Source organism: uncultured Psychrosphaera sp., from assembly GCF_947500655.1.
Classification (GTDB): Bacteria; Pseudomonadota; Gammaproteobacteria; order Enterobacterales; family Alteromonadaceae; genus Psychrosphaera.
This window is the reverse complement of the sequence record NZ_CANMSK010000023.1, coordinates 26,907-40,592: the sequence shown is the minus strand read 5'-3', so window position 1 is coordinate 40,592 and position 13,686 is coordinate 26,907. Positions and strand designations below refer to the sequence as shown.

The following is a 13,686-nucleotide window of genomic DNA, read 5'->3' as shown; positions in this document are numbered from 1 at the left end:
GAAATAAGTCAAATTAATGCATTTATTACATTGTCATTAAACTGACATTTAACCGAAACGGTATTGTCACATTTGTCCTCTACTATTCACCCTATAAACTTATGGGGTGAACTAATGAAAACTATTTCTAAAATCGGACTTTCTAAGAAAGTGTTATCCACAGCGGTTGCAACAGTACTTATGAGCGCAAGTTCTATTTCAGTACAAGCCGCAGCAATTCAACAAGTAATTTCAGCAAGCACAGAAATTACGACTTCAGCAGCAAAATCACAGAAAAAAATCGATAAAATTGCAGAGCAAGTTCAAGAAAAACTTTTGCAATTTAGAGCTATCGAAAAAGAAACTGCTGGTTTAGACGTTTATAACGGTCAAATTCAAAAACAAATTAATAGCCAAATCGAAGAGATGGCGCAGTTGAATAAAGACATAGACCAGGTATCTGTAATTGAGCGTCAAATAACACCGTTAATGTTACGCATGATTGATGGCTTAGAAAGCTTTGTTCAGTTAGATGTTCCTTTTTTACCAGTTGAACGTCAAACACGTTTAACGTCGTTAAAAACAATGATGGATAAAGCAGATATTGCTGTTTCTGAAAAATTCAGACGTGTAATGGAAGCCTACCAAGTTGAAGTGGATTATGGCCGCAGCATTGAAGCATATTCTGGTTTGTTAGAGCTTGACGGACAAGAGCGTGATGTTGACTTTTTACGTATCGGACGTGTGGCACTTATGTATTTAAGCCGTGACGGTTCTTTAATTGGACGTTGGAATAATGAGAAAAAGTCATTTGAAAAACTAGATCCAGAATACCGTATGCATATAACTAAAGGCTTGCGCATGGCTAAGAAACAGTTAGCGCCAGACTTACTAACTATGCCAATTCCTGCACCAGTTTTGGTTTCATCTAACACCGCGCTTTAGTAGCCGTTAAATATATTGAATTTAAGGTAAGAATAATGAACGTATTTATAAAAAGCCTAGTAAAAGCGCCAGCTGCAATATTACTAGTATTAGCGACAGCGATGCCAACGTTTGCCGCTGACGAGAAAACACCATTGGATTTAGACCAATTGTTATCTCAATTACAAACCGGTAAAGCAAAGCAAAATCAAGAAAATAAAACACGTGAACAAGCATTTTTACGTGAACGCGCAGACCAAGATAAAATGTTAAAGCAAGCAACAAATACACGTGATAATGCGTTGAAGTTGTCTGAAAAATTAGAGACTAATTTTGAGAAAAACGAATTCCAACTAGCTGATTTATCAGAAGCGTTAAATAAACGCATGGGTTCATTAAAAGAACTATTTGGTGTTTTACAGCAAGTGTCTGGCGACGCTAAAGGCAAAATGCAGTCTTCAAATGTATCAGCTCAGTTTCCTGGCCGTGATGTGTTTTTTGAAGAGTTAGCACAAAGCATGGGTGGCAGTTCAAAACTAGCGTCAATTGAACAAATTGAAACAGTTTGGTTTGAACTACAACGTGAAATGACAGAGCAAGGCAAAGTTGTAAAATTCAATACCGATGTGGTTGAAGCAAACGGTAATAAAGTAAACAAAGAAGTGGTTCGTGTAGGTGCATTTGCATTAGTATCTGGCGGTCAATATTTAGAGCTTAACCCTACAACTGGTACTTTGGCTGAATTAGTTCGCCAACCAGCATCTCGTTTTAACGACAGCGCTGAAAATTTACAAGAATCAACAGACTCAATTGTTCCATTTGCTTTAGACCCAACAGGCGGTTCAATTTTAAGCCTTTTAGTTCAAGCTCCAAGCATTGAAGAACGTATTGACCAAGGCGGTACGGTTGGTTACATCATTATCGCGGTTGGTTTAGTTGCTTTCTTAATTGCCTTTGAACGCTTTGTGTCGCTAGCGCGTATGAACTACAAAGTTAAACGTCAGTTAAAAGAAACTGAAGCAAATATAGATAACCCTCTAGGGCGTGTATTAAAAGTAAATCAACAATTCCCAGATGTAGCTTATGAAACACTTGAGCTTAAATTAAGCGAATCAATTTTACGTGAAATGCCGCTTATTACCAAAAATCTAACGTTAATTAAGATTGTATCTGTCATTGCACCATTACTTGGTCTATTAGGTACGGTAACTGGGATGATCAACACGTTCCAAGCAATAACACTATTTGGTACAGGTGACCCTAAATTAATGGCTGGTGGTATTTCAACAGCATTAATGACAACAGTTCTAGGTCTAGTTGTTGCGATTCCAACGGTTGTTCTTTCAAGCATGCTAAATACTCGTAGTAAAAACATTATGTTGATATTACAAGAACAAAGCGCAGGTATTATTGCGGAACGTTCTGAACAGCAGTTAGAACGTCGTCAAAATATGAAAGTTACTAGTAAAAATAATCAAGTAGCTTAAGGGGAATATCATGGTTTTATTCACTGAAACCATAGAGGCTATTCGTGAGTTCATGGACACCGGTGGTGTTGTACTCACGGCCATTGCCATTATGATTTTCTTAATGTGGTTGTTGATATTGGAGCGTATTTTATACGCTCTAAATGGCCACAAAGAAGTAAAAGCAGCACTGATAAAAAATTGGCAGGGAAGGGCAGAAAGAATGTCCTGGAATGCTGAACAAATTCGCCAAGCATTTGTTGCAAGAGCACAAATGCAATTGAATAAAAACTTAACACTTATCACAACCTTGGTCGCCTTATGTCCTTTAATGGGATTGTTGGGAACGGTAACAGGGATGATTGAAGTTTTTGATGTAATGGCAATCAGTGGTAGCGGTAATGCACGTTCAATGGCAAGTGGTGTTTCTAAAGCAACAATACCAACAATGGCTGGAATGGTCGGCGCATTGTCAGGTGTATTTGCAAACTCTTGGTTACAACGTAAATCAAAACGTGAAATTGAATTATTAGAAGATGAGTTAGTGTTAGATATTCAACACTGATCATAACGTTAACTCACTTATATAAAGTAAAAGAGAAATATTATGAGAGCACCTTTAGCAAGTCTATTACAAGAAGAAGAGCAAGAAGAGATAAACCTAACCCCTATGTTGGACGTTGTTTTTATCATGTTGATATTTTTCATCGTAACCGCGTCATTTGTAAAAGAAGCGGGTATTGATGTTAACCGTCCTGAAGCAGCAACCGCTGTTAAAAAGGAACGTGCGAGTATCTTAATTGCCATTTCTGACAAAGGTGAGATTTGGATCAACAAACGTCGTGTTGATGTACGAGCAGTGCAAGCTAACGTTGAACGTTTAAAAGCTGAAAATCCTCAAGGTTCAGTGGTTATCCAAGCTGATAAAAAATCGACAACAGAAACCTTAATTAAAGTTATGGACGCTTCTCGTGCTGCGGGCGTATTTGATGTATCAATTGCTGCCGATGACGGTAACTAAAAAGGCGAATTATTGTGAACTTAGCTGAACAAAAATACCCAATGATACAAAGATATATTATTGCTTTGGTTCTCGCTGGAACGGTTACGCTTGCTTTGTTATATGGCATGCAAGCGCTGATCAAAAACAGTGACAGTGTTTTTACTGACCCAGTAAGAGGTAATGTACTTGATTTTATTCGACTAAAACAAGATGAAACCGTACAGAAAAAAGAACGTAAACCGAAAAAGCCACCTAAGCCACAAGAGCCACCTCCGGAGATGACACAACCTCAGTTGTCGTCTGAGTCTGCAGTTGCTGACGCTTCTGGTTTTGACTTCAGTGCTAATGTAAATGCCAATACGGCAATTGGTAATGGGTTAGCGCTAGATGCAAGTGATGGTGAGTATTTACCGATTGTTAAGGTTGCACCTGTTTATCCTCGCCGTGCATTACAGCGTGGTATAGAAGGCTACGTTATAGTCGAGTTTATGGTAGATAAAACCGGTGCAGTGAAAAATCCAGTGGTGATTGAAGCTAATCCAGAAGGGTTATTTGATAGAGCTGCGATGGATGCGGCACTTAAATTCAAATATAAACCGCGTGTGGTTAATGGCACTGCAACTGAAGTTTCAGGTGTACAAAATCGTATAACCTTTGAAATGGCTAAATAATAACGGCTGCGTTTTAAGTTAACAAATTTGGATTTATTTATGAAAACATTGTTTATACGTACCACATTAGCTTGTGTTATTACGTTAACATCAAGCATGCTAGATATATTACCTAGTGTAAATATTGCTTCTGTACATGCAGCAGAGGAAGCGTCTACTGCAAAAAAACGTAAACGAACGCCAGCTTTAGGTGCACGAGTTTATAGCCAATTAGCAAGAGCGCAAGAAATCGCAGATGCGGGTGATATTACCGGCGGCTTAGAAATTTTAGACCAAGTAAAGTCTAAATCATCAAGCTTAAACAGTTATGAACGCGCTATGTTGCATAACTTTTACGGTTTTATTTATTACAATGACGGTCAAACGGATAAAGCAATAAGCGCGTTTGAGCAAGTTGTAAAGCAAGACCCAATTCCGGAGTCTTTAGAAAAAAGCACTTTGTTTTCATTAGCTCAGCTGTCTATGGCAAATGGAAATTATGGTAAAACCATTGAGTTCTTAGATAAGTGGGACCTTGTACATCAAGGTAAACCACCGGTTAATAATAATGTATTAAGAGCACAAGCATCATACCAATCAAAAGATTATACCAATGCAGCTAAATACATTGAAAGTGCAATAGTGCAGGCTGTTGAAGAAGAGAAAGCCCCTGAAGAGAATTGGTATATATTACAACGTGCCGTTTACTTTGAGCTAAAAGATAGTAAAAAAGTAACTGAAATATTAGAACAAATGGTACGTTTGTTTAACAAGCCAGAGTATTGGGTTCAACTTGCCGGTATGTATGGTGAGCTTGAGCAAGAAGATAAACAGTTAGCGGTAATGGAAGCCGCTTACCAACAAGGTTTTGTTACTAAAAAGTCTGAATTGATGACTTTATCCCAAATCTATTACTTTAATGGCTTACCGTATAAAGCCGCAAAAGTACTGAGTAAAGGCATTGAAGATAAGCTAATTGAAAAAAACGCTAAGAATTTGAAGTTTTTAGCGCAATCTTGGCAAGGCGCAAAAGAAGTGGATGAAGCTGTTGATGTGCTTACCCAATTAGCCAGTATTACAGATGACGGTAATGCAGATCTTAATATAGCGGAGATTTATCTACAAAAAGGTAAGTCAAAACTTGTTGTGCAGCATGCAATAAAAGCGATTGCCAAAGGTAAATTAAAAAATAAAGGTAATGCGTATTTAGCTTTGGGAATGGCAAACGTTAATCTTAAACAGTTTGATGATGCGTTAGAAGCGTTTAAGTCTGCAAAAGAGATTCAAAGCTCACAGCGCATGGCAACACAATGGTTGAAGTTTGTTGAACAAGAACAAAGAAGTGCTGAGCAATTAGCTGCATTAAAATCTTAAATTATTATTTTAGCCCATTACTTCAGTAGATTAGAATATTAGGTTTTGTTTAAAATATTTACATACACAAATGTGATAAACAAAACCTACATTATTCAAATACTAATATAATACTCTGCTTTACCAAACCAAACCAAACCAAACCAAACCAAACCAAACCAAACCAAACCAAACCAAACCAAACCAAACCAAACCAAACCTGAGCCATCTAGCATTGAATTAATATTAGCTTTAATACCGTCATATTAACGGTACCTGGAGTTTTTAACGATTGTTGAATGACTTTTATTTTAAACTCTATTGAGTAACTACGTCTGGTCTGGATTTTCAAGACACCTTATACCTAAAAATAGGTGCTACTTTGGTGGAGTCATATCAAGCTTAAATCTTAAAGCTATCCATTGATTGTTGTAATAATGCACCATTAGTTTCTATATCAGAGAATATACGATTCATTTTATCAATTTCAGCTAACTCATCGTCGGCGGCTTCATTAACCTTAGTCGTATTACTAGCTATTTCTGCAGTCGTAAGTGACTGCTGCTCGGCGGCCGTAGCTACTTGAGTTGTTTGAGCTTCAACTTCTCGGCTCATTGTTTGTAATTCACTGGCGATCTGAGTAGCTTCGTGGGTCACTGACATTGATTCTTTTGCTGTCTCTACATTGTCACTAATTGCGCTCATTACCTCTTGTGTTGCAGTTTGTAAGCCTGTTAGCAAGGTTGAAATCTCAGTTGAATAGGCTTGGCTACCTTTAGCTAAGTTTCGAACCTCATCCGCAACTACTGCAAATCCTCGCCCTTGCTCACCGGCTCTAGCTGCTTCAATAGCCGCATTTAATGCTAACAAATTGGTTTGATCAGAAATGGAATTAATATTCACTAATATTTCTGAGATAGCATTAACTTGCTCCTCCATGTAACCGGCTTTATCAGAAATAGAATTCATATTGTCACTAAGCTGAGAGATAGCCGTTTTAGTTTTATTACTAACATCTGCCGTTTGCTGTGCTCTTTTTAACAATTGATCACTTGAGTTTAACGTCTCTGTTGCTGATTTAGCTATTTCTGAGCTTGTTGCAGCCATCTCTTCAACAGCAGTTGCAATACTTTGGGCTAATTCTTGAGTGTTCATCGCACTGTTATGAACTTCTTTACTTGCCGTATTTAAGTCATCGTTTAAACGGGTATTGGTACCAATTGAAACTGATAGTCCAACTAATAAATCTTTAAATGAAGTGATTGTAGAATGGATTGCATTGGAAATATCACCAAGCTCATCCGATGAATTTAAACGTGAATCTAATGTTAAATCACTATTTCTCGACATGGCATTCAGTACAATGGTTAACGTATCTAATTCATGTTTGAGTCGTTTTATTAATGATAAGTTGATCCCGACTAATGCAAGTAAAGCTAATACAACTAACACCGAAATAACGACTAGATTGAACATGGCATCGTCTGCTAGTTTTTGAGCATGATAGTGGGCAACAACCCATTCTTCATCTAATAACTTCTTAAATTCACCAATTTGATTACTTGCTAATGAGAACCACTCACTCGGTGTTACAAACTCTGTTTTATTTAATATTTCTGACGATTGTAAAATTTTATTATGTACACTTTTGATAGTTTTACTATCAGTTGAGGACATAATGATTTCAAATTGATTTACTAGATTCGGAATATTGCTGTTTTTAATATAAATCTCGAGCAATTTCATATCTTCGATATAAGATGTTATTGCCGTTTTTTCAGATAATGACAACGCTCCTTTAGATAGTATGCCATTTATTAGTCCTCTAGCTTGTCCAGCTCGTTCTTTAAACCGAGCTATATTCAAAATAACATTGTTGTCTTCTTTTAATATTTGGTCAAAAACTTCAGCTTGTAAAAATTGGATAGAATCAAGAGCTACTTTATTGAGAGAGCTATAGTATTGGAACGCTTGTGATGCATTTTGTTTATCAACTTGCTGCCGAGTAGCTGGTTTGTTTTTTAAAAAATCAGTTAACAAATGGGTATATTGTTTTACATTAAGGTGGCTGCCCCAGTCTTTGTCGATTGCTTGTTGCATTTTTACAACAGCTTCATCGGCAATTTGTCTTTGTTTATTGAGTTTTGATTTATCATTAGCCGATTTTGAATTTAAATAACCAGCGGTTAAACCTCTCTCAACGGCATGATTATGAGAAACCTTTTCAATACTATCCATTAGCTCTGATATTTGTTTATCAAGGTTATGGCGTTGGTAGTTAGATGAGATACTAGTTATAACCCAAATAGTTAAAAATAATAACGTTGATACACCAATTAATAAGCTAATAATTGATGACTGCATAATCGTAAGTGTTTTCCGTTTACCTGGCATTAATGTGCTCTCCAAAGCTTTCCGATATACAATTATCGGCGGTTATAAATGGGTCTTAAATGAAATTTAGCTATATATCTTATCTATGCTTTAAATGTAGACAATAACTCGTTTTAATGCTCTTTTTATTAAAAATTTTGTTGGTCTAACTTATGAATTATTAGGGAATATATACTAGTGTTATTTATTGCTTTCCAACCAAGATGAAATTTTACTGCGGAAGTTAATGCCATCTAATGGTTTTATAATAAAGTCATTCATACCAGATTGAAGGCAAGCTTCTCTATCACCAGACATGGCGCCTGCTGTCATAGCGATTATATTAGTTCCACAGTTTTTACTACCCGCCTTGCCTTGCCTTATGGATTCTGTGGCTTCAAATCCATCCATAATTGGCATTTGGCAGTCCATTAAAATTAAGTCAAAGGTATTAGAAGTATTATTCAATATATCTAATGCTTCTTGCCCATTACTGGCGGTTTTAATTTCAACAGGAAGTGATTCTAATAAGCCTGCTGCAACTATTTGATTAATTTCATTATCATCAACAATTAATATTGAATACTTATTGGGTTGGTCTATTGCTTTAGTTATTTTGTTTTCTGGTTTATTTGCTGTTCCAGTATTAAAAATTGAGTCGATTATATTTAGTAATTGGTATGGCAAAATAGGGGAGGTAATAAAAAAAGCATCGTTATAAACATCAGAACTAGTTAGCTCTGATTTTGAATTTTCTAAAATTATTAGTTGGCAATTACTGTTAGTTTTAAAGTATTCAGTCCATTTACTTGTCGAATTATGGAATATATTGTTATCGATGAATAATAAGTCAGGATCGGTTGAGTTATTAATATGTTGCTCAACTTGTTGAGCATTTAATAAATGAACTTCAGCTTGCCAACGACGGAGCTGCTTTAATAGAGGTTCATATTTTTCTATTTGTTCACTGAATAATATAACTTTTTTGCCTAATAACTTAGGACTAAATAGTGGTGATATTTGATTTTTAATTAATTTTGATTGAATTGAAAATGTAAATGTACTTCCTTTGTTTAGTGTACTTTTAACATTGATACTACCACCTAGTAACTTAACTAATTTTTTTGAAATTGATAAACCTAAACCAGTTCCTCCATATTGTTTATCAGTACCTGCCGTTGCTTGTGTGAAAGGTTGGAATAATTTTTCTTGTTCATCTTCTGTCATACCAAGTCCAGAATCTTGCACTGTGATAACACAATCAACAAGTTCAGAATTAGCATTGTTTATTATGGTTTTAGCATTAACTAAAATAGTACCTTTATCAGTAAATTTAATCGCATTGCTGATTAAATTTATTAGCACTTGTTGAAACCTATAATCATCACTGACTAACAATTCATGTTCGATGTTGCTCCAATCAAACTGTAAGTCGATATTTTTTTCCATACAACGTATGGACATAGTTTCTATAACTGCACTTATCGTTTGTGTCAGATTAAACTCATCTAACTCAATATCTAGTTTTCCAGCTTCAATTTTTGATAAGTTTAGTAAGTCATTTATTAGTACGGATAAATTGGAAATACTGCTTTTTGCTAACTTAATATAATTGGTTTGCTTGTCGGTTAAAAGATCTTTATTGATCAACTCTAACATGCCTGAAATACCGTTTAATGGTGTACGGATCTCGTGACTAATATTAGCAACAAATGCACTTTTAGATTGATTGGCATCAACTGCCTTTTGGGCTAACTGTTCTAGTTGTTGGGTCCGTTGGTTTACTTCTTGTTCTAATGATTCATTGTGATTTATTATTTTTTGCTGATTAACTTTTGACTCTGTGATATCACGAATAAGTACAGCGACAGATGCCGGAGTATCTGATTTATGCGGTATGACTGGTGATAAGTTAACTGATAAAAAGACTGGGTTATCTGTATCGGTATCATTTGTTATCTCATAGGAGACTGGTTGGGTTTTATTTATAACATTGGCAAGTAGGACTTCATCTAACAAAAAATCTTTTTTAGTTACGCCTATTACCTCATTAATGTTTTTAGAGAAGGCTAGTTCATCGTTGAGGCCAAAAAGGTAAGTCGCGGACTCATTCCAACTTAGTATTTTACCTGTGACATCTACACTGATAATTGCATCGGAAGAACCTGCAATAATAGCCTCATAACGAGATTGTTGATCGTACAAAGACCATATTTTGTTTAAATATTTTTGATAATAAAAAGTCACAAGAGTTACAATAATAAATAAGGTGATTAATATGAAGATCACAAATTTGCTCTGTTGATCCCATATTTGTCCAAGTCTATTCTCCGACAGCCCACCTATGATATTTAAACTACGAAAGTCTCGAAGAGACAATCTTAATTCTGAGCCGTACATATAATATTTTTGTTGATCAAAGGTTAGTTGATTGATTTTATTATCGTTAGGCAGGGGGGCTTGGTTGGTCAATTTGGACCAAATAGCATCAGGTTTATTTAAGTCAAAACCAAAGGTTAATGCCTCTCTGTCTGCGCTAATAAAGTAACCTTGTGTGTCCAATAAATAAAAATTAAAATCGGACTGTGAAAAGGTATCTTTCATTTGTGTCAGTAAGCTTGTGGCATCTATGTTCAATATTATAAAACCAAAAAACTGATAATCCTGGTCGAAGATATTATGAGCCACTCTATACGTTGGCCAAAGAGGACTTTCTAAAACACCGTACTCTCGGTTTAATGATATATCTGAAATATAGTCTTCATCTATATGCAAAGGCTTAATTGCTTTGTAATAGTCGCTATCTTGTTTGCTTTGCAGTAAGGCATCAGGCACAACAATAATTTTATTATCTCGGCGTTCTACTCTAACTAACTCTCGTCCTTGATTTAGTTTTGATATGTATCTTATCTGCCTAATATCTGGATTGTTGACAATAAATGCAGAGAATATAACCGCTAATCGCCTTTTCCATTGTTCGGTGGTTGTATTATCTAGCGGATCGATATTATCGTTACTTAATGCCCTAGCAATGCCTTTAATTGGAGGCGTGGAGTGTAAAAATGCAATGTTACTTATATTTTTAGTAAAACTTTTATTCATTAAAGACACTGATGAATTTATAGTGACGGTTAACTTATCTAACAATTCAGTTTTTAATTGTTCTTTAGTATAGTGGCTATATATAACGTAAATAACGACGCATATTAATGCGAATCCGCCAATAGAGAATAAAAGTAACTTATTATTCTGTGTGAGTGCGTTGTCGATGTCTTTAGTCATGATTATGTCTCATTAGGATTCTTTGTTGCCGACTCCAAAAAAGTCATAAATTCTTTTTTACGTAAAGGTTTACTATACAAATAACCTTGCCCTATACCGCAACCTAATTCCATTAACGCTTGCGCTTGTTCTTCGGTTTCAACCCCCTCAGCAATTAAGGTTAATGATAAAGATTGTCCTAGTAGAATAATGGTTTTAACAATTTCATAGTCGTGTGTATTGTTGAGCATGTCGATAACAAACGACATATCAATTTTCATTATGTCTACATTGAATTTTTTTAAATAAGATAAACTAGAGTAACCAGTACCAAAGTCGTCAATCGAGATATTAATGCCCAAGCCTTTTAATACCGAGAGCTTAGTTTGAGTTTCATTAATGTCGCCCATTAAAGCCGTTTCTGTAATTTCTAATTCTAAATAATGTGGCGGTAATTGAGTTTGATTTAAGACCTCAATAATTATTGCCTCTAAGTCTGGATCGGCAAACTGAGCCGCTGCGACGTTAACCGAGACAGAAATCGGCATACCTTCTTTCAACCATTTTGCTGACTGGGTACAAGCCTTTAACAATACCTGATTTCCCAATGGCACAATTAAGCCAGAATCTTCTGCTATTGGAATAAACTCAACAGGTGAAATTAGCTGATTATTTTCATCTACCATACGGACTAATGCTTCAGCGCCCACTATATTCTTAGTTTTAAGGTTAAACTTAGGTTGGTAGACAACAATTAATTCATCATTTTCAATTGCATGGCGTAATTTGAGTTCAAGAGCATGGCGCTGTAAGAGGCTTTCCTCCAGATCTCCAGAGAAGAAACAGAAACGGTTACGTCCTTCTTGTTTGGCGCTATACATAGCAACGTCCGCATGACGAATTAATTCTTCAGCATCTTTTGCATCATCTGGGTAAACACTCACGCCAACACTGGCTGATACGTTATAAGGTTTGTCGTCTAGCATGAACGGTTGATGCATCGCCGTGACTAAATCTGAAGCTAAGCTCAAGGCTGCTTCAATCGACGGTATTTCATTCATTAAAATAACAAATTCATCGCCGCCTAACCTAGCTAGTGTAAATGCAGGAGGTAGCAATTGTTGGATCCTTCTTGCCATCTTACATATCAATTGATCACCTAGTAGATGACCAATAGAGTCATTTAAATATTTAAAGTTGTCTATATCTAATAATAAAGTTGCAACCTTATGGTTTTGTCTTGCTGCAGTTTGAATTGCAACGGTTAATCTATCTTGCAGTAGAATTCGATTAGGTAAGTCAGTAAGTTGATCATAGTTAGCCAAATGACTCATTTTCATCGCTAATGCCATGGCTTCACTAACATCATGGAAAACCATAATAGCGCCTATAATCTCACCTTTTTCATCTCTGATTGGCGCAGCTGAATCTTCAACCGCATAAACTTGATGGGAATGTGATAATAGTTCGCTATTTAGCGCCATCGCGACGGTTCGTTGTTCACTTAAAGCGAGATAAAGCGGATTTAGTAAAGGCTTTTTAGTATCAGCATCACGCAATAACATGACGTCTTCAATTTTTTCTGGTGGCGTGTCTTTAAACCGCCATCCCGTCATTCGCTCTGCAATTGGGTTGATGAAAGTAATGTAACCTTGTGTGTCGGTTGCAATAACGGCATCACCTATAGATTGTAACGTGACTCGTAGTCTTTCTTTTTCTGAATGAAGAGCTTGTTTGGCTTTTTTTGCATCTGTGATATCAACAAATGTGACCAAAGAGCCAACTAAGATGTCTTCGTTGAACGTTGCTGATTGGAAAACGCGAAAATGCTGTTCTTGCTTGTTAGTTTGTACCGACACCGTGAACTCAATTGAGTTTTTATGTTTAATCTCAGAGTGAGATAATAGTCTTTGATAAACCTCTCTAGGCAAGGACTGAGTAATATGCTTGTTTTGACTAGTCCCATTAAAGGCTTGAAACCACTTGCCAGATAAGTCATTGGAAAATATGTTATTCCAATTTTCATCCCAGTAAGTAATTAACACAGGAACTGACTCAACAAGCTGGGTCATTTCTTGTTTTGCTTGTTGCAGAACTCTAGATTGGTTTCTGAGTTTTAATTGATTGATTACCCTTAATCGACAAATTTTAGGATCGAAAGGTTTATTAATAAAATCAATCGCGCCTTTTTCTAATGCCAGTTGCTCGGCCTCAGGTTTGTCATTACCGGTTATAAATATAACCGGGATATCTGAGGTAAGGGGATTATCTTTTAATCTGGTACAGACTTCCCAGCCATCCATACCAGGCATAGATATGTCTAATAATATTAGGTCTGGTTTTAATACATCGCATAGGGCTAGCCCTTCAGGACCATTAGTAGCAAAGTGAATACTAGCTAAATCAGATAATGAGCTTTGTAAAAATAAAATATTTTGAATAACATCATCAATAATTAACACTTTTTGTGGTTGTGGGTTCAATGAGCTTATAAACACAATCTTCCCCTTTTAACATTAAATGTTGAACCAAACATCACTACACCTTCCTTGAGTAATACGCATTAAGCAAAAGATAAAAACTATTTTTAGTAATAATTATTTTTACTAAGCATAGCCTATTATTTTTCATTGACTATGCTTAGTAAAAATAATTTATTTAAATCAAGGGACTAATT

General features: G+C 35.9%; 9 protein-coding genes. 6 read left to right on the top strand and 3 right to left on the bottom strand.

The window, feature by feature from the left end; genetic code table 11:
- Positions 1-114 precede the first annotated feature (114 nt).
- The 6 genes from Q0940_RS15680 (at position 115) to Q0940_RS15655 (ending at position 5,396) form a co-directional block, all read left to right on the top strand.
- Complete coding sequence (locus Q0940_RS15680; RefSeq protein ID WP_299270629.1) at positions 115-924, top strand: DUF3450 domain-containing protein; 810 nt, start codon at positions 115-117, stop codon at positions 922-924.
- Between the two features lie 101 nt (positions 925-1,025).
- On the top strand, positions 1,026-2,390 hold the full coding sequence (locus Q0940_RS15675) for a MotA/TolQ/ExbB proton channel family protein (RefSeq protein WP_299270673.1): 1,365 nt from the start codon (positions 1,026-1,028) through the stop codon (positions 2,388-2,390).
- Positions 2,391-2,400: 10 nt separating this feature from the next.
- On the top strand, positions 2,401-2,934 hold the full coding sequence (locus tag Q0940_RS15670) for a MotA/TolQ/ExbB proton channel family protein (protein WP_299270627.1): 534 nt from the start codon (positions 2,401-2,403) through the stop codon (positions 2,932-2,934).
- Positions 2,935-2,976: 42 nt separating this feature from the next.
- Complete coding sequence (locus Q0940_RS15665; protein ID WP_105052246.1) at positions 2,977-3,390, top strand: biopolymer transporter ExbD; 414 nt, start codon at positions 2,977-2,979, stop codon at positions 3,388-3,390.
- A 41-nt stretch (positions 3,391-3,431) separates the two neighbouring features.
- Positions 3,432-4,043 carry an energy transducer TonB gene (locus Q0940_RS15660; protein ID WP_299270670.1) on the top strand — a complete coding sequence of 204 codons (612 nt, stop codon included), beginning with the start codon at positions 3,432-3,434 and terminating at the stop codon, positions 4,041-4,043.
- 39 nt (positions 4,044-4,082) lie between these two features.
- Positions 4,083-5,396 carry a tetratricopeptide repeat protein gene (locus Q0940_RS15655; protein WP_299270622.1) on the top strand — a complete coding sequence of 438 codons (1,314 nt, stop codon included), beginning with the start codon at positions 4,083-4,085 and terminating at the stop codon, positions 5,394-5,396.
- Between the two features lie 381 nt (positions 5,397-5,777).
- Here the strand turns inward: Q0940_RS15655 and Q0940_RS15650 are convergent, their stop codons facing one another.
- From Q0940_RS15650 to Q0940_RS15640, 3 genes are all read right to left on the bottom strand, one after another.
- Positions 5,778-7,769, bottom strand: coding sequence for a methyl-accepting chemotaxis protein (locus Q0940_RS15650; RefSeq protein WP_299270619.1), 1,992 nt, complete (start codon positions 7,767-7,769; stop codon positions 5,778-5,780).
- Positions 7,770-7,949: 180 nt separating this feature from the next.
- A complete protein-coding gene (locus Q0940_RS15645; protein WP_299270615.1) occupies positions 7,950-11,030 on the bottom strand; it encodes an ATP-binding protein in 3,081 nt (1,026 codons plus the stop codon).
- 2 nt (positions 11,031-11,032) lie between these two features.
- Complete coding sequence (locus Q0940_RS15640) at positions 11,033-13,507, bottom strand: EAL domain-containing protein (protein ID WP_299270612.1); 2,475 nt, start codon at positions 13,505-13,507, stop codon at positions 11,033-11,035.
- Positions 13,508-13,686 lie beyond the last annotated feature (179 nt).